Source organism: Nonomuraea montanisoli (assembly GCF_013363975.1).
Lineage (GTDB): Bacteria > Actinomycetota > Actinomycetes > Streptosporangiales > Streptosporangiaceae > Nonomuraea > Nonomuraea montanisoli.
This window is the reverse complement of record NZ_JABWGN010000001.1, coordinates 615,497-640,078: the sequence shown is the minus strand read 5'-3', so window position 1 is coordinate 640,078 and position 24,582 is coordinate 615,497. Positions and strand designations below refer to the sequence as shown.

The window sequence follows — 24,582 nt, the reverse complement described above, 5'->3', positions numbered from 1 at the left end:
ATTCACCGCATCAGCCGCCGGATCAGCCAGATCGCGAACGCGAGCGCCACCAGCGCGCCCGCTACGGGCGCGAGCCGCTTCAGCAGCGGCGCGCCGGCGATCTCCAGCAGGTCCAGGGCCTCCTCGTCGGGGCTGCGCGAGGTGCGCAGCGTGCCCGCCGGCCATGACTCGGGCTCCGGCTCGGGCTCGGGCACCGCGGCGAGATGCCGCTCTCCCGCCGCGGCCGGGCCGACCGGCCCTCCTGCGGTGACCGCCTCGGCGGCCGGGACCTCCACCGGGGCGGGAACCTCGGCCGGGGCCTTCGCCGGGGCCGGGACCGCCGCCGCGGGCGCGGTCTCGTGGGACGGCTCGGTCAGCAGCTCGGCCAGGTTCGCCGCGAACCTGTCGATGAGCTTCTGGCCCACCTCCGCCATGACCCCGCGTCCGAACTGCGCGGGCCGCCCCGTCACCTGGAACGACGTCTCCACCGCCACGGCGGTCGTGCCGCCCGCGGCCGGGGCCAGCCGGGCCTTGACCGTGGCCGACGCCGTGCCGGCCCCGCGCGCCTCCTTGCCCGACCCCTTGATCGTGAGCGTGTGGGAGTCCTTGTCCACGTCCTCGAACCGGGCGGAGCCGCGGTAGGTCACGGTGATGGGCCCCACCTTGACCTTCATCCGGCCGGTGAACTCGTCGCCCTCGAAGACGTCGAGCGTCGCGCCCGGAAGGCACGGCGCCACGCGCTCGACGTCGAGCAGCACCGCCCATGCCTGCTCGACCGGGACCGGGACGGTGAACTCGTGCTCGAACCGCATCGCCATCGGAACGCTCCTCACCTTCGACACTACGTCCGGACGGGGACGCCCGGGAAGGGGCGCCCCCGCTCGCGTCACGGCGCTCCGGCGGCCTTGCCGATCGCGCGGTAGGTCAGCACCTTGGCCAGGTGCCTGCGGTAGTCGGGCTGCGCGTGGAGGTCCGCCGGGGGCGAGGTGCCCTCGGCCGCCGCCTCGCAGGCCGGCCGTACCTGCTCGCCGACCTCCACGCCGCGCAGCGCCGCCTCGACCGCGCGGGCCCGCAACGGCGTGGAGCCCATGTTCGTCAGGCCGACGCGCGCCTCCTGGATGGCGCCGTTCGAGCGCTTGACGGCCGCCGCCACGCCCACGATCGCCCACGCCTGAGCGGTCCGGTGGAACTTCTCGTAGTGGTAGCCCCAGCCCTCGCCGAGCTTCGGGATCCGCACCCCGGCCAGGATCTCGCCCGGCCGCAGCGACGACTCCAGGTAGTCCACGAAGAACTCCGCGGCCGGGATGTCCCGCTCGCCGCGCGCGGACCGGGCCACGAACACCCCGTCCAGCGCCAGCACCACGGCCGGCAGGTCACCCGCCGGGTCGCCGTGCGCCAGCGAGCCGCCGAACGTGCCGCGGTGCCGCACGGCCGGGTCGGCCACCGTGGCGGTGGCCATCGCCACCAGCGGGCAGGCCGCGGTGACGACGGGCGAGCGCATCACCTCGTCGTGCGTGGTCATCGCGCCGATGTGGACGTGGTCGCCCCGGTCCTCGACGCCCGACAGCCCGGGCAGCCGGCCGATGTCGACCAGCGTCGTCGGGTACGACAGCCGCAGCCGCAGCAGCGGCAGCAGCGACTGGCCGCCCGCCAGCACCTTGGCGTCCTCGTCGGAGGCCAGCGCCTGGCACGCCTCCTCCAGCGAGCCGGCGCGCAGGTAGTCGAACCGCGCAGGGATCATGACCGCACTCCTCCCCGGGTGCCCTGGACCGCCCGCCACACGCGCTCCGGCGTGCAGGGCATCTGGACGTCGCGGACGCCGCGCGGGCGCAGCGCGTCCACGACCGCGTTGACGACGGCCGGCGTGGAGGCGATCGTGCCCGCCTCGCCCACGCCCTTGACGCCCAGCGGGTTGCCCGTGGAAGGCGTCTCGGTGCGGTCCGTCGTGAAGGCCGGCAGGTCCGCCGCCGACGGCAGCAGGTAGTCGGCCATCGTCGCGGTCAGCAGGTTGCCGTCCGCGTCGTACACCGCCTCCTCGAACAGCGCCTGGGCGACGCCCTGCGCGATGCCGCCGTGGACCTGCCCCTCGACGATCAGCGGGTTGACGACCTTGCCGACGTCGTCCACCGCGACGTACGAGCGGATCTTGACCATGCCCGTCTCGGTGTCCACCTCGACCGCGCACAGGTGGGTGCCGTGCGGGAAGGAGTAGTTGTCCGGGTCGAACGTCGCGTCGGAGTCCAGCCGCGCCTCGACGCCCTCGGGCAGGTCGTGCGCCGTGAACGCGGCGAACGCCAGCTCCTGGATCGTCCTGCTCGCCCCGGTGCCCCGCACCTTGAACGCCCCGGCCTCGAACTCCAGGTCGTCCGGCGAGCACTCCAGCAGGTGCGCGGCCAGCTTCCTGGCCTTGTCCTTGACCTTCTCGCACGCCTTGAGCACCGCGACGCCGCCGATGACCAGCGAGCGCGAGCCGTAGGTGTCCATGCCCTTGTGCGCGACCGCCGTGTCGCCGTGCAGCACCGTGATGTCGTCGAACGGCACGCCGAGCGCGTCGGCGGCGATCTGGCTCCACGACGTCACGTGCCCCTGCCCGTGCGGCGAGGTGCCGGTGATGACCTCGACCTTGCCCGTGGGCAGCATCCGCACCGAGCCGTGCTCCCAGCCGCCGGCGCCGTAGTTGGCCATGCCGAGCAGGCGCGACGGCGCCAGGCCGCACATCTCGGTGTAGGTGCTGACGCCGATGCCGAGCTGCACCGGGTCGCCCCTGTCGCGCCGGTCCGCCTGCTCGGCCCGCAGCTTGTCGTAGCCGAACAACGCCATCGCCCGGTCCGTGGCCGCCTCGTAGTTGCCCGAGTCGTAGGTCAGGCCGGAGATCGTGGTGTACGGGAACTCGTCGTGCCGGATCCAGTTGCGCCGCCGCGCCTCCAGCGGGTCGATCCCCAGCTCGGCGGCCAGCTCGTCCATGACGCGCTCGATGGCGTACGTCGCCTCGGGCCGGCCCGCGCCCCGGTAGGCGTCGGTCGGCATCTTCGTGGTGAACACGCCCGTGCAGGCGAACTCGTAGGCGTCCATCTTGTAGATCGCGTTGAACATCGACGCGCCCAGCATCGGCACCCCCGGGGTGACGAGCATGAGGTAGGCGCCCATGTCGGCCAGCAGCTCCACCCGCAGGCCGCGGATGCGGCCGTCGGCCTCGGCCGCCAGCCGGATGTGCTGGATCTGGTCGCGGCCGTGGTGGACGGTCAGGTTGCCTTCGGTACGCGACTCGCTCCATTTGACCGGGCGGCCGAGCCGGCGGGTCAGCAGCAGGCACAGCACCTCCTCGGCCGTGACCTGGAGCTTCGAGCCGAAGCCGCCGCCCACGTCCGGCGCGATCACCCGCAGCCGGTGCTCGGGGATGCCGGTGGTGACCGCCAGCATGACCCGCAGCACGTGCGGGATCTGCGTGGACGACCAGAGCGTGAACGTGTCGCCGTCGGTGCTCGCGAGCACCGCGCGCGGCTCCATCGCGCTCGGGATCAGCCGCTGCTGGATGTACGTCCGGTCGATGACCACCGGGGCGTCCCGGAACGCGGCCTCCACGTCACCCGAGGTGATCGTGGTGCTGAACGCCTTGTTGCCGCTCTCGTGCACCTTCGGGCTGTCCGGGGTGAGCGCGTCGTGCATGTCCATGACCGCCGGCAGCGGCTCGTAGTCGACCTCGATGGCCTCCAGGGCGTCGGCGGCCCGGTAGCGGTCGGTGGCCACCACGCAGGCGACGGCCTCGCCGACGTAGCGCACCTCCGACACCGCCATCGGCGGGTGGTCGGGGATCACGATGTCCTCGCTCACCGGCCACGCGCACGGCAGGCTGCCCTGCTCGTCCGCGAAGTCCTGGCCGCTGAAGGCGGCCAGCACGCCGGGCAGGTCCCGCGCGGCCGACACGTCCACCCGGGTGATGCGGGCGTGCGCCATCGGGCTGCGCAGGAACATCACCTGGAGCATGCCCGGCTGCTGAAGGTTGTCCGTCCAGCGGGTGTGCCCGGTCAGCAGCCGGGCGTCCTCCTTGCGCCTGCGGGCCCGGCCGATCTCCCCGCGGCCCGTCGGCTCCGCGATCTGGCCGCTCTCCGCGATCTGCTCGCCGACAAGTCCGGCGTCCAGCTCGGTCATGGCGTCCGAACCCCCTGCCCCATCTCCTGGGCTCCCCGCTTCACCGCGCGCACGATGTTGCAGTAGCCGGTGCACCGGCACAGGTTGCCCTCCAGGCCGTGCCGGATCGTCTCCTCCGACGGGTCGGCGTCGTCCCTCAGCAGGTCGATCGCCGCCATGACCATGCCCGGCGTGCAGTAGCCGCACTGCAGCGCGTGCTCCTCGTGGAAGGCCCGCTGCATCGGGTGCAGGGCCCCGTCCGCGCCGAGGCCCTCGATCGTGACGACGTCGCAGCCGTCGGCCTGGACCGCGAGGACGGAGCAGCTCTTGGCGCTCCTGCCGTCGAGCATCACGGTGCAGGCTCCGCAGTTGCTGGTGTCACAGCCGATGGGTGTGCCGGTCTTGCCCAGACGCTCTCTTAGGAGGTGGACGAGGAGGAGCCGCGGCTCCACGTCCTCCTCGTACCTGATCCCATCGACGGTGATGGTGATGCGGGGCATAAGTCCTCCCTCGAGGCAGGGGGGAATAAGTGGATAAATGCCAAATTACGCCGGGCTTTTTCCCGGTCAAGGGTTCACTTACCCCGTACCACTCGTTCCCACGACCCCGAGGAGGCGGCTGAGCCCCCGGAGGAGACGCTTCGCTCAGCGGCCCCTGGCGACCCTGGCGATCCTGGCGACCACCGCCACCAGGCCCGAGAAGCCCAGCCCGACCACCAGCAGCACCAGCAGCCCCAGCGGGTCCTTCAGCTCGCCCGTCAGCACGAGCGCGCCCAGCGCCACGAACAGCATGCCGCTGAGCAGCGCCATCCAGTCCGTGCGGTGGGTGCGGCGCGCCGGCTCCAGTTCCTCGCCCGCATCACGCTCACGCGGCACGGCGCACCTCCATGTCCCCGAAGCCGCCCCTCAGGTTCAGCACGATGGTCGACACCGGTCCCTTGGTCGTCGTCTCGGGCTCCAGCACCTTGTCGAAGCGGATGTCCGTGCCGCCCCTGATCGACTGGTCGATCTGGATGTCGCCCACCTTGTTGCTCGCGTGCACCTCGACCCGGGCCTCCGACGGCACGATCACCGTCAGCTCGCCGAGGTTGACCCGCGCGTTCAGGGTCAGGCTCGTGCCGGGCGTCATCCTCAGCTCCGACAGGTCCAGCCTGCCCTCGCCCAGCGCCACCTCGTACGGGCGGTTCGCCTCCGCGGCCGTGTGCGGCGTCCACACGTAGTCGCCGATGTTGCGCGGCAGGCCGCCCACCATCATGGCGAACGCCAGCAGGAACGCCACGCCCGTGCCCGCCGCCACCAGCCCCGCGCCGCGGCCCCACCAGGTGGCGACCAGCAGGCCGGCGCCGATCGTCACGAGCACGGCACCGCCGACGACGGCCGGGCTCACACCCGCGCTCGAGCGGGCTTGGACGGCCACGATGATCCCTCCAACGATGAAGGCCAGCAGCAGGGTGATGGGGCCGATGAACGACGGGGGCCGCCGCGGCCTGCGGGGCCGCGGCACGGGCCGGCCGTACAGGACCGGGTCGTAGGGGGAGTAGCCGGCGCCGGCGCGTCTGCGCGGGTCCAGCGGCTGGTACGCGTCGCCCGGCGGGAACGGCGGGCGCGGCGGGAAGGCGTCGCGCGGCCGCTGCGGGCCGCTCGGCTGGAACGGCCCCCGGGGCGCGAACGGCTCGGCCGACGGCGAGGCGGCCCTGGCGGCGCCCTCGCCGCTCTCGGCGGTCTGCGGCTCCTCGGTGCGGAACTCGGGGGCGTCCGGCCCGTCCGTGGCGCGGAGCCCGGAGGCGTCCGGCCGGTCCGCGGCCGCGGCCTGCCCGGGTGCGGCGCTCGCCGCGGGTCCGAAGGGGGGCGCCACGTACTCCTGGGTGGACGGGCGCGCCGTCCCCTGGGCGAAGGCCCGCGTGACGCCCTGCGACGGCGCCCCCGGCTGGTACGGCCGGGCAGCGGCCGGCGCCGGCGGGTAGACCGGCGGCGGCGGATAGGCGCCCGGCGCCGGGCGGCGGTTGAGCCGCTCCGGCATCGAGCGGAGCAGGCCGAGCAGGTCCACGCCCCTGGAGTGCGCCGCGAGCAGCGAGACCGCGAGCAGCAGGCCCACCACCAGCGTGCCCGTGTCCAGCCAGACCGTCGTCAGGTTGATCGCCAGACCGAACCCGAACACCGCCGTGAGCAGCGCCATCACGGTCTCGGCGTCGAAGTCGCGCCGGGTCCACTGCTCGATCCAGCCGGGCCGGCCGTTCGGCTCCTTCATGAGCAGGAACGCGGCGATGTAGAGGAAGATGCCGATGCCGGAGCCGAACAGCAGCACCGCGAACCCCACGCGGAACACCACCGGGTCGATCCCGGTCTGCCGCCCCAGCCCGGCGCAGATGCCGAGCAGGAAACGTCCCTCGGAGCTGCGGCGCAGCGACCGGGGAGGCGCGGCGGGCGTCTTCGGCGGTGCCTCTGTCATGCCCCTATCGTGGCCCGGGGGCGTGGCGCGTCGCATCCGGGACACCCCTGACCGGACCCGGGGGTCGTTCCCTGATGCCGCTTTCGCCCGCTCCGTGTGACGATGACGGTGTTATGGCTGACCAGAAGACTCTTGCCGAGCCCGGTGGCGACGCGCCCTACCGCCGGATGACGCGGCCCATGGAGGGCCGCCTCCTCGGAGGCGTGGCGCAGGGCATCGCCGCGCAGCTCAAGCTCGACCCGGTCGTGATCCGGCTGATGTTCGTGCTGCTGAGCGTGGCGGGTGGACTCGGCGCGGTGGCGTACGCGGTGCTGTGGATGATCGCGCCTCGTGAGCCGTACGAGGGGGCGCCGCCGCCGCGCGACTGGAGCCAGCTCGCCGCGTTCAGCGCGATCGGCGTGGCGCTGCTCGCGTTCGGCTGGCTGACCGGGGCGTCCAAGGGCGGCATCGGCATGCTGCCGTTCGCGGTGGGCGGCATCGGCGCGCTCATCCTGTGGCAGCAGGCCGATCCCGAGCGGCGCAAGGGCTGGGTCAGCGGGGCCACCAAGAGCATCCGCGGCAACCGGGTGCGCACGCTGCTCGGCGTGACGCTCGTCGTCATCGGCGCGATCGGCTTCCTGGCCGCCGAGGGGGAGCTGGCCGACGCGCAGCCGGGACTGCTGTTCACCGGGGTCGTGGTCGGCGGCCTCACCGTGATCGCCGCGCCGTGGCTCGCCGGCCTGTGGAAGGAGCTCCAGCTCGAACGGCGTGAGCGCATCCGGCAGGAGGAGCGGGCCGAGGTGGCCGCGATGGTCCACGACTCGGTGCTGCACACGCTCACGCTGATCCAGCGGGTCGCGCACGACCCGCGCGAGGTGGTGCGCCTGGCCCGCGCGCAGGAGCGCGACCTGCGCAACTGGCTCTACCAGCCGGCGCAGGACGCGGACGCGACGCTGGCCGCGGCCGTCCGCCGGATCGCCGCCGAGGAGGAGGACGCGCACGGCGTCGCCATCGAGGTGGTCTGCGTCGGCGACATGGACATCGACCCGGGCGGCCGGCTCGCCGCCATGCTGAAGGCGTCGCGGCAGGCGATGGTCAACGCCGCGAAGTACTCGGGAAGTCCTACCATCTCGGTGTACGCCGAAGTCGAGGGTGACGAGGCCACCATTTTCGTGAAGGATCGCGGCAAGGGGTTCGACCTGGACGCGGTCCCGCTCGACCGGATGGGCATCAGGGAGTCCATCATCGGGAGAATGGAGCGCCACGGCGGCACGGCCAGGGTTCGCACCGAGCCCGGCGAGGGCACCGAGGTGATGCTGACGATGAAGATCGCGAAGGACTGAAGCAATTAAGATCGCGAAGGACTGAAGCAATGAAGATCGCGAAGGATCGACTGCCATGACGCGCGTACTGATCGTGGACGACCACCGGCTGTTCCGTTCCGGGGTGCGGGCCGAGCTGGGCGACTCGATCCAGGTGGTAGGCGAGGCCGAGGACGTCGAGACGGCGGTGAAGGCGATCGCCGAGCTGCAGCCCGACGTGGTGCTGCTGGATGTGCACATGCCCGGCGGTGGCGGCCAGGAGGTGCTGCGCCGGGTGCTCGGCTCGGGCTCGCAGGTGCGTTTCCTCGCCCTGTCGGTGTCGGACGCGGCCGAGGACGTGATCGGCGTCATCCGGGGCGGCGCCCGGGGTTACGTCACCAAGAACATCAGCGGCAGGGAGCTGACCGACGCGATCCGCCGGGTGGCCGAGGGCGACGCGGTGTTCTCGCCGCGCCTGGCGGGGTTCGTGCTGGACGCGTTCGCCTCGTCGGAGGCGCCGTCGATCGACCCGGAGCTCGACTCGCTGACGCAGCGCGAGCGCGAGGTGCTGCGGCTGATCGCGCGCGGTTACGCGTACAAGGAGATCGCGAAGGAGCTGTTCATCTCGGTGAAGACGGTCGAGACGCACGTGTCGTCGGTGCTGCGCAAGCTGCAGCTGTCCAACCGGCACGAGCTGTCGCGCTGGGCCACCGCGCGCCGCCTCGTTTAATCCTCCTTTAGTCCGGGATTTCTGGCCTAAAAAGGCTGCGTTAGGGAAATTTCGGTGTATGGGAAGGGATGTGCCGGTCGTCGTTTTCAGCCGGGACGACCGCCGGAAATATCGGGAAAAGGTCCGACGATGCCTTGATGTCTTTGCCCAGATGCTCCGCGAGTCCCGTTTCGAGGACGAGCGGCCGCTGGCCGGCCTGGAGATCGAGCTCAACATCGTCGACGCGATCGGCGAGCCCGCCATGTGCAACGCCGCCGTCCTCGGCGCCATCCAGGAGCCCGACTGGGCCACCGAGCTGGGCCAGTTCAACATCGAGATCAACATCGAGCCCCAGGACCTGGGCGGCGACGGCGCCCTCAGGCTGGAGGACGACGTCCGCGCCCGCCTCAACCACGCCGAGTCGCGCGCCCGCTCGCAGGGCGGCCATCTCGTCCTGATCGGCATCCTGCCCACGCTGCGGGAGGAGGACATCAGCGAGGCCACCCTGTCCGCCAACCCCCGCTACCGGTTGCTCAACGAGCAGATCTTCGCCGCCCGCGGCGAGGACCTCCACCTGTCCATCGAGGGCCCCGAGACCCTGGACACGCACGCCGACAGCATCACGCCCGAGGCGGCCTGCACCAGCGTGCAGCTCCACCTCCAGGTCAGCCCCGAGGCGTTCGCCGCCCACTGGAACGCCGCCCAGGCCATCGCCGGGCCGCAGGTGGCCGTCGCCGCCAACTCGCCGTACCTGTTCGGCAAGGAGCTGCACCGCGAGACCAGGATCACCCTGTTCGAGCAGGCCACCGACACGCGGCCGGACGAGCTGAAGGCGCAGGGCGTGCGCCCGCGCGTGTGGTTCGGCGAGCGGTGGATCACCAGTGTCTTCGACCTGTTCGAGGAGAACGTCCGCTACTTCCCGGCACTGCTGCCCCTGTGCGAGGCCGAGAACCCCGAGGAGACGCTGAGGGCCGGGCACGCCCCCGAGCTGGCCGAGCTGACCCTGCACAACGGCACCATCTACCGCTGGAACCGGCCGGTGTACGCCGTCGCGGGCGGCCGGCCCCACCTGCGCGTCGAGAACCGCGTGCTGCCCGCCGGCCCGTCGGTGGTCGACATCGCCGCCAACGCCGCGTTCTACTACGGCCTGATGCGCGTCCTGCCGCACGCCGGGCGCCCCATCTGGAGCCAGATGTCGTTCGCCGCGGCCGAGGAGAACCTCAACGCCGCCGCCCGCCACGGCCTGGACGCCCAGCTCTACTGGCCGGGGCTCGGCGAGGTGCCGGCCGCCGAGCTCATCCTGCGCCGCCTGCTCCCGATGGCCCACGAGGGGCTCGCCGTGCGGGGCGTGGACTCCGCCGTCGCCGACCGGCTGCTCGGGATCATCGAGGCGCGCTGCCTGACCGGGCGTACCGGGGCGAGCTGGCAGGTGGACAAGGTGAACGCGCTGGGCGGCGACAGGTACGACGCGCTGCGGCGGATGACGCTCGACTACATTACGCACATGCACGCGAACGAACCGGTGCACACGTGGGACGTGTGACCGACGTGGATGCGGGAACGGTGAGGCGCCGGGGACGCGGCGGCATCCTCGCCCTTGCGCTCATGCTCGCCTGCGCGCTCGTCGCGTCGTGCGGGCTCACCCAGCGCGCGTCGCGCAACGTCCAGGGGGACGACAGCTTCGAGGGCGACGTGCGGGCGGCCCGGTCCCTGACGGAGGCGTTCTGGGAGCGGCAGTTCGCCGCGTCCGGCCGCGCCTACCAGCCCATCACCCGTTTCGTCGCCTACTCGGGGAGCGACGGCCCGAGCTGCGCCGGCGAGCCGGCCGTACCGCAGAACGCCTTCTACTGCCCGGACGGCCACTTCATCGCCTACGACCGGGACTGGATGGAGAGCCTCTGGAACGAGATGGGCGACGGATCGGTCTACCTGATCATCCCGCACGAGTTCGGGCACGCCGTGCAGGCTCAGCTCCAGACCGGCTTCCGGCTCAACGTCCAGGCGGAGCTGCAGGCCGACTGCTACGCGGGCGGCACCCTGTCGGCCCTGGTCGGGTCCGGCGCGCTGCGCGCCGAGCCGGGCGACGAGGACGAGCTGCTGCTCAACCTGGAGGCGGCCGGCGACCCCACGGACGACTGGCTCGACCCGGCCGCCCACGGCACGGCCGAGCAGCGCCAGCAGTCCTTCGCGACCGGGTACAACCAGGGCGTCACGGCCTGCTGACCCGCCGCCCCGGTGCGGGTCGTACGTCCGACGCCCGCTCAGGTCGTACGTCCGACGCCCGCTCAGGTCGTACGCAAAGGTCAACCCAGAGGATGATGCGGCCGATCATGCCCCGGCAATACCGTTGGCGCCATGCCATTGGAGGAAACCGGCTGGCTGCGAGGGGGCGCCTGCAGATCCAGCGATCCTGAGCTCTTCTTTCCGCTCGCGCCCTCGGCGGCCCAGGAGCGACGCGCCAAGGCGGTGTGCGCCCGCTGCGAGGTTCTGGCGGAGTGCAGAGCCTACGCGTTACGCGCGGGGGAGACGGAGGGCATCTGGGGCGGGCTCACGCCCCAGGAGCGCCGCCGCTCCCGCTTCCCGGCAGGCTGGCGCACCCGCGCCTCAGCCTGACGGGCGCCTGCGGGCGCCCCTTCAGCACGCGATCGCCCACATCTCCCGCACTGTGCTGTGCGCTTTCCGCATGCCCACGACCCGCGTACACGGTCGTGCGCCCTTCCACGCGCCCGTGCACCGGATGTCCCGCAGTGGGGGCGAGGGGTGCGCCGTTCCACGCGTCCCACGTCCCGTCCACGAGGGCCGCGCCCGTGCACTGCGCACCGTGCGCCCGCGCGCCGAGTGTCCCGCAGTGGGGGCGAGGGGTGCGCCAATCCGCGCGCCCCGCGTCCGCGCACGAGGGCCGTGCGCCCTTTCGCGCGCCCATGAAACGGCGCCCGCCAGCTCCCGGGCCGGGTGTCCGTGAACCGGCGCCCGCCAGCACGCAGGCCGGGTATACGCGGGACCGTGTGTTCGCGGACTGTGTGTCCGCGGGCGTGCGGGCGGAGGGTATGCGGGCGTGCGGGCGGAGGGTATGTGGGCGTGCGGGCGGAGCGTATGCGGGCATGTGGGCGTGCGGGCAGAGGGCGTGCGGGCATGTGGGCGTAGGGCATGGGGGTGGGGGGGGACGTAGCCTGCAGGGGTGCTGATCGCGTCGATCGCCGTGCTGGCCGCGGCCAACGTGCTGAACAACCGGGTCGCCCCCCGCCTGGCCCCCCTGACCTCCGCCGCCGCGACCGCCGTGCTGGTGGCCATGGCGCGCCGATCAGGGGCGTCCTGGGCGGAGCTCGGGTTCGAGCACCCCCGCAGGGGTGCCCTGACCGGAGGCGCCCTGGCCGCGGGCGTGGCCGCCGTCTACACGGCCGGCGTCGCCATCCCCGGCACCCGGCGGCTGTTCCGCGACGAGCGGGCCCTGTCGCTGTCGCACGCCCGCGCCCTGGAGGAGGCCCTCCTCCAGGTGCCCGTCGGCACGGTCCTGCTGGAGGAGGTCGGTTTCCGGGGCGCCCTGTACGGCATGCTGCGCCGCACCCACGGCACGGCAGCGGCCACGGCGGTCTCGTCGGTGCTGTTCGGGCTCTGGCACGTGCTGCCCGCGATCGACATGGCCCGCGCCAACCCGGCCCTCGGCGCGCTCACGGCGGGGGAGAAGCCGGGCCCGCTCGCCACGGGCCGCGTGGTGGCGGGCAGCGTGCTGTCCACGGGCGCGGCCGGGGTGCTGTTCTGCGAGCTGCGCCGCCGCGCCGGCCTGCTGGCGCCGTCCATGCTGCACACGGCGACCAACTCCCTGGGCTACTTGTTCGCCCGCCTCGCCGCCAGGTGCGACGCCAAGTCTTCACCCGAGGGGTGAGGATTCTCCTCCGGTGGCGAGAGGGGCCCTGAAGGCCTCGGTCGCGATGCCCTAGCGTCTCCGTGACGTCTTTCCGTGTTCGCGTGTTCACAGTGAGTGCGTATATCAAGATCACGATCTGTGATATACCCTGGAGGTAGCGGAGGTGATGCCCCTTGCGTACGGTGATCGACATCGACAAGGAGCTCCTGGAGGCCGCCCAGCGGCGGCTGGGCGTGACGACCATGAAGGAGACCGTCCATACGGCCCTGCGGGCGGTGCTCGAACGGGACGAGGAAAGAGCCGGCGCCATCGAAGCGTTCGAGTTCTGGCGCACGGAGGGGAGCCCGGACCTGCTGGATCCGGAGATCATGAAGGGTGCGTGTCAGCGACCGGAGTGATGTATCTCCTGGACAAGAGCGCCTTGGCGCGCATTCGCACCAGTGAGGTGGTCGCCAAGGCACTACACCCGCTCTTCGCCGCGCGTGTCATCGCCACGTGCACCGTCGTCGACCTCGAGCTCTTCTACAGTGCCCGAGACTACGAGCACTATCAGCGCATCGTCCGTGCCCAGCGACAGTGCATCATGCTGCCTGTCGACGACCAGGTGCAGAAGCGCGCATGTGTCGTCCAGGAAGAGCTCGTGACGAAGGGGCAGCACCGCGGGGTCAGCCCGAACGACCTGCTGATCGCCGCCTGCGCCGAGGTTCACGGCGCCACGATCCTGCACTACGACCGGGACTTCGACATCATCGCCGAGGTCACCGGGCAGCCGTCGCTCTGGGTCGTGCCGCCCGGGTCCGTCTCGTAGCCGGCTCGCGGCGCCGGTCCGCCCCCCAAGGATCGGCTCCTGCCGGGAGGGCGGGAGCCGTGACGGTCAGGCCGTCGGTACGACCTGGAAGCCCTCCGCGTAGTGGCCCGGGCCGAAGCCGGCGCGCTCGCCCCAGCTCGCGAAGCGGCCGCGGACGAAGTCGGTGAAGCCCTCCACGTGCGCCACCTGGCTGACGTGCGACTGCAGCGCCGTCAGCTTGCGGTCCATGGCCTCCGTCACGTCCACCCAGTGGTCCGGCGTCGAGCCGCCCGTCAGCCACACCTCGCGCACGGTCCACGCCTCCAGCCCCTCCTCCGTCAGGAGCTCGGGGAACGCGTACGGGTTGCGGGCGTCCGGGTAGACCGCGTCGAGGGCCGAGCCGCCCACCGCGCGGTGGTCGGGATGGCTCGGGGCGATGAACTGGTAGTTGCGGTCGGGGTGATGGGTGATCACGAGGTCGGGCCGTACCTGGCGGATGACGCGGGCGATGTCGCGCCTGAGCTCCAGCGAGGGCACCACGCTGCCGTCGGCGTAGCCGAGGAAGCGCACGTCCGTGACGCCCACGGCCTTGGCGGCGGCCGTCTGCTCGGCCCGGCGCAGCTCCGCCATGCCGGAGTTGTCCAGCTCGCGCTCGTTGCCGCCGGCGTCGCCGTCCGTCACGACCAGGTAGGTGACCTCGACACCCCTGTCGCCGAACAGCGCCACGGTCCCCGCCGCGCCGAAGTCGACGTCGTCGGGGTGCGCCGTGACGGTGAGCACCCGGGTGATCTCGCTCTCGGCCAGCATGGTCGTCCTTTCCCATTCCCTCACGTCCTTGACCGGACGTCGTTCCGCTCGCGTCCTTGACCGGACGTCCGCGTTCTGCTCGCGTCCCTGACCGGACGTCCGCGTTCCGCTCGCGTCTTCGGCCGGACGTCCCGTTCCGCCCGTGTCCTCTGCCGGACGACGGACGGCTCCAGGATCTCCCTTCTCGTGACAACCGGAGCTCCCGGGGTCCGCATTCCGGGCGCCGTTTGTCGGTGGGGAGTCATAACCTAGGTGGGTGCCGACCCACGTCTCTGTTGACCACCCCTTGCTCGACGGCCTCAACCCGCAGCAGCGCGAGGCCGTGATCCATCACGGCAGCCCGCTGCTGATCGTGGCGGGGGCGGGGTCGGGCAAGACGCGGGTGCTCACCCACCGCATCGCCTACCTGCTCGCCGAGCGCGACGTCCACCCGGGCGAGATCCTCGCGATCACCTTCACCAACAAGGCCGCCCGCGAGATGAAGGAGCGCATCGACAAGCTCGTCGGCCCGCGTTCCAAGGCGATGTGGGTGATGACGTTCCACAGCGCGTGCATGCGGATCCTGCGCCGCGAGGCCAAGCGGCTCGGCTTCCCCTCCAGCTTCTCCATCTACGACCAGGCCGACTCCCAGCGGCTGATGGCCATGGTCTGCCGCGAGATGGACCTCGACCCGAAGCGCTACCCGCCCAGGTCGTTCTCGGCCCAGGTGAGCAACTTCAAGAACGAGCTGATCGACTACGAGACCGCGCTCGACAAGGCGGGCTCGCACCTGGAGAAGGTCCTCGCCGAGGCGTACAAGAGCTACCAGCTCAAGCTCACCGAGGCCGGCGCGATGGACTTCGACGACATCATCATGAACACGGTGACGCTCTTCCAGCTCTTCCCCGAGGTGGCCGAGCACTACCGGATGCGCTTCCGGCACGTCATGGTCGACGAGTACCAGGACACCAACCACGCCCAGTACATCCTGGTGCGCGAGCTGGTCGGCCGGCCCGAGCTGCGCACCAGCGACGGCGAGCTGGTGCGCTCGGGCGCCGACCAGTCCGAGCTGTGCGTCGTGGGTGACGCCGACCAGTCGATCTACGCCTTCCGCGGCGCGACGATCCGCAACATCCTGGAGTTCGAGCGCGACTACCCCGACGCCCGCACGATCCTGCTGGAGCAGAACTACCGCTCCACCCAGAACATCCTGGCCGCGGCCAACGCGGTCATCTCGCGCAACGAGTCGCGCAAGCCCAAGAACCTCTGGTCCGACCAGGGCGACGGCCCCAAGATCGTCGGGTACGTCGCCGACAACGAGCACGACGAGGCCATGTTCGTCGCCCAGGAGGTCGACCGGCTCACCGACGAGGAGGGCGTGCGGGCGGGCGACGTCGCCGTCTTCTACCGCACCAACGCCGCCTCCCGCGTGTTCGAGGAGATCTTCATCCGCACCGGCCTGCCGTACAAGGTCGTCGGCGGTGTGCGCTTCTACGAGCGCAAGGAGGTCAAGGACCTGCTGGCCTACCTGCGGGTGCTGGCCAACCCGGCCGACGTGGTGTCGCTGCGGCGCATCCTCAACGTGCCCAAGCGCGGCATCGGCGACCGGGCCGAGGCGATGATCGAGGCGTTCGCCGCGCGCGAGCGGGTCACGTTCTGGGAGGGGCTGCGCCGGGCCGGCGAGGCGCCGGGCATGGCCACGCGCTCCCTCAACGCGGTGCGCGACTTCGTCGCCATGCTGGAGGAGCTGATCGCCAAGGCCGAGGGCGTGCCGCCGTCCGCGCTGGCGGAGGAGGTGCTGGTGGCCACCGGCTACCGCGCCGAGCTGGAGGCGTCCGAGGACCCGCAGGACGAGTCCCGCCTGGAGAACCTCAACGAGCTCGTCTCGGTCGCCTCGGAGTTCGAGGAGGCCAACCCCGAGGGCACACTGGTCGAGTTCCTGGAGCAGGTGTCGCTGGTGGCCGACGCCGACCAGATCCCCGACGCCGACGGCGGCCAGGGCGTGGTGACGCTCATGACGCTGCACACGGCCAAGGGGCTGGAGTTCCCGGTCGTGTTCCTGACGGCGATGGAGGACGGCGTCTTCCCGCACGTGCGCTCGCTCGGCGAGCCGAAGGAGCTGGAGGAGGAGCGCCGGCTGGCCTACGTCGGCATCACGCGCGCCCAGAAGCGCCTCTACCTGACGCGGGCGGCGGTGCGCAGCTCGTGGGGCGCCCCGTCGTTCAACCCGGCGTCGCGGTTCGTCAGCGAGGTGCCGGGCCAGCTCATCGACTGGCGCACACCGCCGGAGAAGACCGCCTGGAACGCGGCGACGCGCCGCGAGCCGGCCGCCGCGACGGCCGCGCCGAAGAAGGGCGGCAAGGCGCTCCCGTCGCTGACCCCCGGCGACCGGGTGTCGCACGACGCGTTCGGGCTGGGCACCGTGGTGTCGGTGGACGGGCAGGCCGAGAAGACCAAGGTGAAGATCGACTTCGGGAGCGGGGGAGAGAAGACGCTGCTGCTGGCGTACGCCCCGCTGGAGAAGCTCTGAGCCCAGGCGACGGCCACGGCCGGTGAGGCTCGCGCTCTCACCGGCCGCGCGTCGCGGACGTCAGCCCTTCTTGGCGGTGGCGGTGTCGGTGCCCAGGGCGCTGCCCTGCTTCCACTGCGTCCAGTTGAGCTGCCAGTAGCTCCAGCCGTTGCGCCAGTCGAGCTTGCGCTTGGTGCCGGTGATCTTCACGACGTCGCCGCGCTGGGCAATCGTGTAGAACCAGCGGGCGCCCTCGGGGGTGGCGCGGACACAGCCGTGGCTCTGGTTGGAGCGGCCGAGGTACTGGTAGTAGCCGGCGCTCTGGTGCACGTACTCGCCGCTGTCGGAGATCCGCACCGCCCAGGGGATCTCCTCCTTGTAGTACTGATCGTCCTCGGGGTCGGTGATGCCCATCCAGGACGAGGTCATGGTCTCGACCCGCTTCTTGCCCATGGTCAGGTGGGTGCCGCTGGTCGTCAGGTACACGTCCACGCCGTTGCGCACGAGGCCGCCGCGGCCGGCGCTGATCGGGATCCGCTTGGCGAGCTTGCCGTCGCGGTAGGTCTTCATGACGTGCCGGCGCGTGTCGACCACCGAGATGTTGGCGGTGCCCACGGCGAAGCGGCGGGAGACGTCCTCGGCGGCCTCGTTGCCGGGGAGCTGGCTGAGGTGCGCGCTGAACAGCACCTTCTGGTGCGGCTTCCAGTACGTCTTCGTGCGGTAGATGACCTTGCGGTCGGAGACCCAGCGCCAGGCGCCGTCGGTCGGCTTCTCGGCCTCCACCTGGAGCGTCGCCTCGGCTGCCGCCTTGTCGCGCACGTCCCGGTCGAACGTCACGATGATCGGGAAACCGACGCCGACCTTCTCGGTGGTCTCGCCCATGGGCGTGATGTCGGCGATCTCCAGCTTGGGCTTCTTGGGCGCGACGTGCTTGGCCGCGCCGGCGGCCTGGGCGAGCGGCGTCCTCGCCGCTGTGGCGGCCTTGGCGGGAGCGCTGACGGCGGGGGCCGCCTGTGCCCGCGTCGCGGGCGCGCTCTCCGCCGCGCAGGCCGTCATCGAGACCAGAGCGGCCAAGGCGAGCAGGGCCGGCTTCCGGAAGAGGGGATTCACGGGGTACTCCAGGACTAAGTGCTTCGCATGCGTCTCATAGGTAGACAAACAAAACGTGCGTTGAGAGCGCCGGAAGTTGTAACGATCACGTAACGCTGTCCGGCCGGTGGCGGAGCGATGCCGCCCGGCCGTCCTGAATGGTCACGAGCGCTGCGCGCGGTGGCCGAGGATGGTCGGGCACGGCGCGCGGCGCCGCGTGGCCCCGCCGGGCCGAGGCGATCGCCGGCGGGTGCGGTGGGGAGCCACGCCGGGCAGGCCGGCGGGCGGTGAAGCGTGAGAAGCAGGGGGCTGGCATGAGCGTGTTGATTTCCGGCGGCGCCGGGTTCATCGGGAGCACGGTGGCCTCGGCGTGCCTGGACGCCGGGATCGAGCCGGTGATCCTCGACAACCTCGTGACGGGGCGGCGCGAGTTCGCCGAGGGCCGCGCCTTCTACGAGGGCGACATCAGCGACGGAGCGCTGATCGACAAGATCTTCGCCGAGCGGTCCGACATCGAGGCCGTCATCCACTGCGCGGCGCTCATCGTGGTGCCCGACTCGGTGGCCGACCCGGTCGGCTACTACCGGGCCAACGTCGCCAAGAGCCTGGAGTTCGTCGACCACCTGCTGCGCAACGGGTGCGAGCGGATGGTGTTCAGCTCGTCGGCGTCGATCTACCGCACCGGCGAGGACCACACCGTGGACGAGGGGTCGCCGCTCGACCCGCAGAGCCCGTACGCGCGGACCAAGGCGATGTGCGAGGCCATCTTCGCCGACATCGCGGCCACCCGGCCGATCAGGATCCTGTCGCTGCGCTACTTCAACCCGATCGGCGCCGATCCGCAGATGCGCACCGGGCTCCAGCTCCGGCGGCCCAGTCACGCCCTGGGCAAGCTCATCGAGGCGTACGAGGAGGGCACGCCGTTCCAGATCACCGGCACCGACTACCCGACTCGGGACGGGTCCGGCATCCGCGACTACATCCACGTCTGGGACCTCGCGCGGGCCCACGTGGAGGCGCTGCGGCGCTTCGACGGCCTGTTCCCGGAGGGGGCGGTCATCAACCTGGGCACCGGGTCCGGCACGACGGTGCGTGAGCTGGCCGAGGCGTTCAACCGCGTGGTGGATCGCCCGGTGGAGGTGGTGGAGACCGAGCGCCGCCCGGGTGACGTGGCCGGGGCGTACACGCGCAGCGACCTCGCCGAGCGGCTGCTGGGCTGGCGCGCGGGCTACTCGCTGGAGGAGGGCATCAGGCACTCGCTGGCCTGGGCCGAGGTCCGCGACTCCCGCCTGTCGTAGTCGTAGGAGTCCGGAGGGGCGGCGGGCCCGGCTGCCGTAGACGCCTGGCTGTCGTGGGCGCCCGGACAGGCGTCGCGCCCGCCTCCCGCGCCAGCACGGGGGAGACGGGCGCGACCGGTTCTCAGTGAGCGATGGCGCTCAGCGGGAGCGTCTTCGGGCCGGGGACCACGATCGCCTCATCGAGGGTCTTGGCGACCTCCAGCTCCGGCGGGGCCGTGACGGTCACGGGCGTGCCCCAGTCGCTGAAGGTGGTCTCGACGCTGATGGCCACGCCGTTGGCCTCCTTGGCGCCCAGGGCCGTCGCCGGGATGACCGACACGAGCCGCGTCGGCAGGCCCTTGGCGTCCACGGTGAGCTTCCAGCTGATGGCGCCCTTCGCGGACGACTTGCTGGGGGCGAACAGCACCATGAGCCCGCCGAAGAGCGGGGAGTTCTTGCTCAGGTCCTTCGCCTGGATCTTGCCGGTGTAGCCGTCCTTCGTCGCCTTGGCGCCCTTGAGCATGGTCTTGAGCGTGGCGGGCTCGGAGAGGATGTTCAGCGGCTGGCTGTACGCGGTGGTCGCCCCGATGGGCTGGACGCCGGGAACCCGGATCCAGGACTTGTTCGAGTTGAACACGGCGCTCCACAGGCCGCCCGTGAGGTAGGTGTAGCGCCCCTTGGTGACGATCCGCTCCGGCATCGTCAGCGCGGTCACGAGGTCGAGATTGAACTCCTCGTCCCCCAGCTCCTTCAGGGTGTCGGCGAGCTTCTCGGCCTCCTCCCGCTTGATGTTGAACTGGCCGGTGACGTCGGAGGCGACGACGCCGGAGGGGCCGAACTCCAGGGAGCCGCTACGCCGGATGCTCACCTGGCGCTGGGCGCCGGCGACGATCTTGACGCGCTCGGCGAACTTGACGCCGTGACCCGCCACGAACTGCTTCTGCACGGGCGCAACCGGGTTCACCGGCGCGGCCAGGGCCGGGCCGGCCGAAATGATCATGGCGGTGGACGCCAAGGCGACGCCGGTGAGGATTCGCTTCATTTCCATCCTTGTCGTTTCTCATTCGAACGTTCGTGGATCATGGCAAAGAAAGATCACGAGGATATCTCGGGTGAGGGCCGCCATGGCGGGAAATATGTGTATTTCTTGTGCAGGTTGTATCTCGTTCTGACGGCGTGCAGAACATGACCGGTATCGCGGTCGACCGGAAAGCGCGACGCTCTGTGAGTGGCGCGTCACGTCGGCGTTTCCGTCCGTGTCGCGCGCCTGCTCGACGGCGGCGCGGCGGGCGGAGAACGGCCCGGGGCGTTCGCCGGTCCGTTCTTCGATGCCGTCTCTCGGATGTCTCTCGCGCGGCCGGATCCCCGTGCGGATGTAACACGTTCTGATTTCGATCTTGGGTGAGGGCTTTCGCGCGAGTGATGCCGAAACGGTCTTCCGGCCGTGCGGGACGCCGCTCGTCCCGGACTCGGAGTGCCGGCGCCCCCTTCGGGTGGGAGTGCGGCCTGAGGCGGCCGGGGTCTTACCTCGCGCGATCGGGCCCGCCGCGCCGGGACCTGATCGCGCGGAAGCCCCGTAGGCCGCGCGGGCTTTGTCAGTAAATGACGTTGTAAGGGTGTTTTTGGTCGTTCGCAGTCTTCCGATGGAGGCAGACATGGTGCGGAAGTGAGATCACCGTCACATCACGGCATATCCGCGACCCGGTGACCAGGGGACGTCAAGCTTGGGGCTAGGCTTCACTGGCGGAAACGCCCGGCACGCACGGGGTGGCCCGGGCCGTCGAACATCAGTCGGATAAGCAAGGACGGACCCTCGTGGACCTGTTCGAACATCAGGCGAAGGAGCTCTTCGCGGACTACGGCATCCCGGTGCCCAAGGGCATCGTCGCCCACACCGTGGAGGAGGTGCGGGCGGCTGCCGAGCAGCTGACCGGCCGTGTCGTGGTCAAGGCCCAGGTGAAGACCGGTGGGCGTGGCAAGGCCGGTGGCGTGAAGGTGGCCGACGACGCCGCCGACGCCGTCGAGAAGGCCCAGGCCATCCTCGGCATGGACATCAAGGGCCACACGGTCCACAAGGTGCTCGTGGAGGAGGCCAGCGCGATCGCGGAGGAGTACTACTTCTCCTTCCTGCTCGACCGCGCGAACCGTACCTTCCTCGCGATCTGCTCCGCCGCGGGCGGCATGGACATCGAAGAGGTCGCCCACACCTCGCCCGAGAAGGTGGCGAAGGTACCCGTCTCCGCCATCACCGGCGTCGACCGGGACACGGCGCGCGAGATCGCGGTCGCGGGCGGCCTGCCGGAGCAGTCGCTCGACGGCGCGGCCGAGCTCATCGAGAAGCTCTGGTGCTGCTTCGTCGACGAGGACGCCTCCCTCGTCGAGGTCAACCCGATGATCCTGTCGGCCGACGGCCAGGTGAAGGCGCTCGACGGCAAGGTCACGCTCGACGACAACGCCTCCTTCCGACAGACGGAGCACGAGGCGTACGCCGACAAGGCCGCCGAGGACCCGCTGGAGGCCCGGGCCAAGGAGAAGGACCTCAACTACGTCAAGCTCGACGGCGACGTCGGCATCATCGGCAACGGCGCGGGCCTGGTCATGTCCACCCTCGACGTGGTCGCCTACGCGGGCGAGGCCTTCCCCGGCAAGCCGTCCCCGGCCAACTTCCTCGACATCGGCGGCGGCGCCTCGGCCGAGGTCATGGCCGCCGGCCTGGAGATCATCCTCTCCGACCCGTCGGTGAAGTCGATCTTCGTGAACGTCTTCGGCGGCATCACCTCCTGCGACGCCGTCGCCAACGGCATCGTGGCGGCCTTCAAGCTCCTGGAGAGCCGCGGCGAGGCCGTCACCCACCCGCTGGTGGTTCGCCTCGACGGCAACAACGCCCAGCTCGGGCGGCAGATCCTGGCCGACGCCGCGCTCCCGCGCGTCGAGCTGGTTGACACGATGGACGACGCGGCCAAGCGCGCCGCCGAGCTCGCTGCGGTAGGTGCGTGAGACATGGCTATCTGGCTGACCGAGAACAGCAAGATCATCGTTCAGGGCATGACCGGCGGCGAGGGCACCAAGCACACCCGCCGCATGCTCGCCTCCGGCGCCCGCGTCGTCGGCGGCGTCAACGCCCGCAAGGCCGGCATCACGCACGAGGGCCTGCCGGTCTTCGGCACGGTCAAGGAGGCCATGGAGAAGACCGGCGCCGACGTGTCGGTCATCTTCGTCCCGCCGGCGTTCACCAAGGACGCCGTCAAGGAGGCCATCGACGCCGAGATCCCGCTCTGCGTGGTCATCACCGAGGGCGTGCCGGTCCACGACTCCACGGAGTTCTGGGCGTACGCGGTGGCCAAGGGCAACAAGACCCGCATCATCGGCCCCAACTGCCCCGGCATCGCCTCGCCCGGCGCCTCCAACGCCGGCATCATCCCCGCCGACATCACGACCGCGGGCCGCATCGGCCTGGTCTCCAAGTCGGGCACGCTGACGTACCAGCTCATGTACGAGCTGCGCGACTTCGGCTTCTCGACCGCGGTGGGCATCGGCGGCGACCCCGTCATCGGCACCACGCACATCGACGCGCTCCAGGCCTTCCAGGACGACCCGGGCACCGACGCGATCGTGATGATCGGTGAGATCGGCGGCGACGCCGAGGAGCGGGCCGCGGCCTACATCGAGCAGCACGTCACCAAGCCGGTCGTCGCCTACGTCGCGGGCTTCACCGCCCCCGAGGGCAAGACGATGGGCCACGCCGGCGCGATCGTGTCCGGCTCGGCCGGCACGGCGCAGGCCAAGAAGGAGGCCCTGGAGAAGGTCGGCGTCCGCGTCGGCAAGACCCCCTCCGAGACGGCCCGCCTCATGCGCGAGATCATGCAGGCGCGCTGACCCGGCGACCATCCGCGGAAGGCCCCGCACCGGCTCCGGCCGTGCGGGGCCTTCCGCGTTTCCCGCCGAGTTACGGTCTGAAAGGGCGGCAGAGCCGGATAAAGCTGGCCGCTGCGGCGCGTCAACCAAGCGCCGGTCGGAAAAGATTGAGAAAATCGCCTACTGTGACGGCGCTTCTCGACCAGCTGCGGACGGCCCCCCGTTCGGTCCTCGGCAAGATCCCGGGGGTCTCTGACGACGACGAGTCCCGGCGTCCGCTGCCCGTCTCGGGGATGCTCGCCGCGGCCGCCACGCTCGGCGTCGGGCTGGCGGCGCTCACCACGCTCACGCTGGTGGGCTGGATCGCCGCGCCCAGCGGGGCGCTCGGCTCGGGCCTGCCGGGGGTGTTCCGCACGGCGGCGCAGATCTGGCTGGCCGCCCACCACGCGGGCTTCGCGATGCCCGGCGGCCGGGTCGGGCTGCTGCCGCTCGGCCTCGTGGTGCTGCCCGCGATCCTGCTCTACCGCGCCGCCCGCTGGATGGCCCGCGACGCCGACCTGCGGCTGCGGCTGCCGGCCCGGCTGCCGAAGAACAGCCCGCGGGAGAAGGCCAACGCCCGGCGACGGGCGCAGCTCGTGCTCGTGGCCCAGGCCGGGGTCTCGCTGGCCGCGCCGTACGCGCTGCTGGCCGGCCTGATCGCGCTCGTGGCGCGCAACGAGGTGACCCAGCCCTTCATCGGCGAGGCGCTGCTCAGCCACTTCATCCTCGCGTTCCTGGCCGGCTCGGTCGCGACCGCGCGCACCATCGGGCCCTGGCGGGCGATGCTGCGGCTGCTGCCGGAGCGGGTGCGCGCGCTGACCGTCGGCACGGCGGTGGCCACGGCGGTGCTGCTGGTCATGGGATTCGCGCTGGTGCTGGTGGCCGTGGTGGTCAACTTCGGCCAGGTGCGCGAGCTGACCGACGTGCTCTCGCCGGGCCTCGTCGGCGGGCTGCTGCTCCTGCTGGTGCAGGTCCTGTACCTGCTCAACGTGGTCATCTGGGCGCTGTCGTACGTCGCCGGGCCGGGCTTCGCGATCGGCACCGGCACGCTGGTCGCGCCCACGGGCGTGCAGCTCGGCACGGTGCCGAGCCTGCCGCTGCTGGGCGCGCTGCCCGACAGCGGTCCCGTGCCGGCCTGGATGATGGCCGTCGTCGCGCTGCCGTTCGCGGCCGGCGCGGTGGCGGGCGTGGTGGTCGCCCGGATCTCGCCCTCGCCCTCGTACGAGGCCGCCCCGCTCTGGGGCTTCCTGACCGGCGTCACGACCGGCCTGGTGGCCGCGGTGCTCGCGGCGCTGTCCGGCGGCCCGATCGGCGGCGGCAGGCTGGCGGCCGTCGGCCCGTCGCCGTGGGAGGTGGCCCTGTCGGTCGCGCTGGAGGTGGGCGTGGCGGCGGGCATCTCGGCCGGGGTGACCAACATCCTGCTGCTCAACCGGCGGGCCCGCGTACCGCTGGACAAGGCGGCGGCGCCCGTGCGCAAGGCCGGGGCCGCGATCGCCCGCGCGGCGAGCAAGGTGGGGCTGGCCGAGTCCGACGGCAAGCCGCTGCCCGGCCACTGGCTCGACGCCACCGAGGCCGACACGCAGCCCATCCCGGTCATCCGCGACGACTGGACGGACGAGCACGCCTCGGCGGAGGCCGAGACCCGCGCCCAGGCGCGGCCCTGGGCCGGGGCCGGTCGCGCGGGTGCGCCGCGTACGGACATCGTGGACGTGTCGGACGACCGCGGCGGCCACGTCATCTACGTCGACCCGTACGCCTGGGACCGCGACCGCGAAGACCGCGACTAGCAACGGTACGGACTTCGGAGGCGCCTGCTGGAGGTGCAGTCCCG

22 protein-coding genes are annotated in these 24,582 nt (G+C 71.5%); 13 read left to right on the top strand and 9 right to left on the bottom strand.

Annotated elements, in window-relative coordinates; translation table 11 throughout:
- Window positions 1-2 precede the first annotated feature (2 nt).
- The 6 genes from HTZ77_RS02850 to HTZ77_RS02825 all read right to left on the bottom strand — a co-directional run bounded on the left by HTZ77_RS02850 (window position 3) and on the right by HTZ77_RS02825 (window position 6,555).
- The gene (locus tag HTZ77_RS02850; RefSeq protein ID WP_175587805.1) at window positions 3-797 is read right to left on the bottom strand and encodes an SRPBCC family protein; all 795 of its coding nucleotides are present in this window, start codon (window positions 795-797) and stop codon (window positions 3-5) included.
- A 68-nt stretch (window positions 798-865) separates the two neighbouring features.
- The gene (locus HTZ77_RS02845; protein ID WP_175587804.1) at window positions 866-1,720 is read right to left on the bottom strand and encodes an FAD binding domain-containing protein; all 855 of its coding nucleotides are present in this window, start codon (window positions 1,718-1,720) and stop codon (window positions 866-868) included.
- The gene (locus tag HTZ77_RS02840; protein ID WP_175587803.1) at window positions 1,717-4,128 is read right to left on the bottom strand and encodes a xanthine dehydrogenase family protein molybdopterin-binding subunit; all 2,412 of its coding nucleotides are present in this window, start codon (window positions 4,126-4,128) and stop codon (window positions 1,717-1,719) included. The genes HTZ77_RS02845 and HTZ77_RS02840 overlap by 4 nt, the downstream gene beginning before the upstream one ends.
- Complete coding sequence (locus tag HTZ77_RS02835) at window positions 4,125-4,607, bottom strand: (2Fe-2S)-binding protein (protein ID WP_175587802.1); 483 nt, start codon at window positions 4,605-4,607, stop codon at window positions 4,125-4,127. The genes HTZ77_RS02840 and HTZ77_RS02835 overlap by 4 nt, the downstream gene beginning before the upstream one ends.
- Before the next feature lie 144 nt (window positions 4,608-4,751).
- Window positions 4,752-4,982 (bottom strand): hypothetical protein, encoded by a 231-nt coding sequence (locus HTZ77_RS02830; RefSeq protein WP_175587801.1) that lies wholly within the window; start codon window positions 4,980-4,982, stop codon window positions 4,752-4,754.
- Entirely contained in the window at window positions 4,972-6,555 is a 1,584-nt protein-coding gene (locus HTZ77_RS02825; RefSeq protein ID WP_175587800.1) for a PspC domain-containing protein, read from the bottom strand. The genes HTZ77_RS02830 and HTZ77_RS02825 overlap by 11 nt, the downstream gene beginning before the upstream one ends.
- A 113-nt stretch (window positions 6,556-6,668) precedes the next feature.
- On the opposite strand from HTZ77_RS02825, the gene HTZ77_RS02820 reads away from it, so the two are divergent.
- From HTZ77_RS02820 to HTZ77_RS02785, 8 genes are all read left to right on the top strand, one after another.
- Entirely contained in the window at window positions 6,669-7,877 is a 1,209-nt protein-coding gene (locus HTZ77_RS02820; RefSeq protein WP_175587799.1) for an ATP-binding protein, read from the top strand.
- 55 nt (window positions 7,878-7,932) lie between these two features.
- A complete protein-coding gene (locus HTZ77_RS02815) occupies window positions 7,933-8,565 on the top strand; it encodes a response regulator (protein WP_175587798.1) in 633 nt (210 codons plus the stop codon).
- Window positions 8,566-8,716: 151 nt separating this feature from the next.
- Window positions 8,717-10,087, top strand: coding sequence for a glutamate--cysteine ligase (locus HTZ77_RS02810; protein ID WP_235994133.1), 1,371 nt, complete (start codon window positions 8,717-8,719; stop codon window positions 10,085-10,087).
- On the top strand, window positions 10,084-10,767 hold the full coding sequence (locus HTZ77_RS02805) for a neutral zinc metallopeptidase (RefSeq protein WP_328808384.1): 684 nt from the start codon (window positions 10,084-10,086) through the stop codon (window positions 10,765-10,767). Before HTZ77_RS02810 ends, HTZ77_RS02805 begins: the two co-directional genes overlap by 4 nt.
- A 132-nt stretch (window positions 10,768-10,899) precedes the next feature.
- Window positions 10,900-11,157, top strand: a complete 258-nt coding sequence (locus tag HTZ77_RS02800) for a WhiB family transcriptional regulator (RefSeq protein WP_175587796.1) — start codon at window positions 10,900-10,902, stop codon at window positions 11,155-11,157.
- A 565-nt stretch (window positions 11,158-11,722) separates the two neighbouring features.
- Window positions 11,723-12,427, top strand: coding sequence for a CPBP family intramembrane glutamic endopeptidase (locus HTZ77_RS02795; protein ID WP_175587795.1), 705 nt, complete (start codon window positions 11,723-11,725; stop codon window positions 12,425-12,427).
- A gap of 164 nt (window positions 12,428-12,591) precedes the next feature.
- On the top strand, window positions 12,592-12,807 hold the full coding sequence (locus HTZ77_RS02790; RefSeq protein ID WP_328808394.1) for a type II toxin-antitoxin system VapB family antitoxin: 216 nt from the start codon (window positions 12,592-12,594) through the stop codon (window positions 12,805-12,807).
- Window positions 12,789-13,217 carry a PIN domain nuclease gene (locus tag HTZ77_RS02785; protein WP_328808383.1) on the top strand — a complete coding sequence of 143 codons (429 nt, stop codon included), beginning with the start codon at window positions 12,789-12,791 and terminating at the stop codon, window positions 13,215-13,217. Before HTZ77_RS02790 ends, HTZ77_RS02785 begins: the two co-directional genes overlap by 19 nt.
- Window positions 13,218-13,283: 66 nt before the next feature.
- Here the strand turns inward: HTZ77_RS02785 and HTZ77_RS02780 are convergent, their stop codons facing one another.
- Window positions 13,284-14,003 carry a PIG-L deacetylase family protein gene (locus HTZ77_RS02780; protein WP_175587973.1) on the bottom strand — a complete coding sequence of 240 codons (720 nt, stop codon included), beginning with the start codon at window positions 14,001-14,003 and terminating at the stop codon, window positions 13,284-13,286.
- A 286-nt stretch (window positions 14,004-14,289) separates the two neighbouring features.
- Here HTZ77_RS02780 and pcrA point away from each other — a divergent pair, with 286 nt between their 5' ends.
- Window positions 14,290-16,512 carry a DNA helicase PcrA gene (gene pcrA / locus HTZ77_RS02775; RefSeq protein ID WP_175587972.1) on the top strand — a complete coding sequence of 741 codons (2,223 nt, stop codon included), beginning with the start codon at window positions 14,290-14,292 and terminating at the stop codon, window positions 16,510-16,512.
- A 60-nt stretch (window positions 16,513-16,572) separates the two neighbouring features.
- Here the strand turns inward: pcrA and HTZ77_RS02770 are convergent, their stop codons facing one another.
- Entirely contained in the window at window positions 16,573-17,601 is a 1,029-nt protein-coding gene (locus HTZ77_RS02770; protein ID WP_175587793.1) for a L,D-transpeptidase, read from the bottom strand.
- Window positions 17,602-17,894: 293 nt separating this feature from the next.
- Here HTZ77_RS02770 and galE point away from each other — a divergent pair, with 293 nt between their 5' ends.
- Window positions 17,895-18,878, top strand: a complete 984-nt coding sequence (gene galE / locus HTZ77_RS02765; protein ID WP_175587792.1) for a UDP-glucose 4-epimerase GalE — start codon at window positions 17,895-17,897, stop codon at window positions 18,876-18,878.
- Window positions 18,879-18,999: 121 nt separating this feature from the next.
- On the opposite strand, the gene HTZ77_RS02760 is transcribed toward galE, so the two are convergent.
- Window positions 19,000-19,899, bottom strand: a complete 900-nt coding sequence (locus tag HTZ77_RS02760; protein ID WP_175587791.1) for a hypothetical protein — start codon at window positions 19,897-19,899, stop codon at window positions 19,000-19,002.
- A gap of 773 nt (window positions 19,900-20,672) precedes the next feature.
- On the opposite strand from HTZ77_RS02760, the gene sucC reads away from it, so the two are divergent.
- The 3 genes from sucC (at window position 20,673) to HTZ77_RS02745 (ending at window position 24,538) form a co-directional block, all read left to right on the top strand.
- Window positions 20,673-21,854, top strand: a complete 1,182-nt coding sequence (gene sucC / locus HTZ77_RS02755) for an ADP-forming succinate--CoA ligase subunit beta (RefSeq protein ID WP_175587790.1) — start codon at window positions 20,673-20,675, stop codon at window positions 21,852-21,854.
- A 3-nt stretch (window positions 21,855-21,857) separates the two neighbouring features.
- A complete protein-coding gene (gene sucD / locus HTZ77_RS02750; protein WP_175587789.1) occupies window positions 21,858-22,733 on the top strand; it encodes a succinate--CoA ligase subunit alpha in 876 nt (291 codons plus the stop codon).
- 164 nt (window positions 22,734-22,897) lie between these two features.
- Window positions 22,898-24,538 carry a cell division protein PerM gene (locus tag HTZ77_RS02745; protein WP_175587788.1) on the top strand — a complete coding sequence of 547 codons (1,641 nt, stop codon included), beginning with the start codon at window positions 22,898-22,900 and terminating at the stop codon, window positions 24,536-24,538.
- Window positions 24,539-24,582 lie beyond the last annotated feature (44 nt).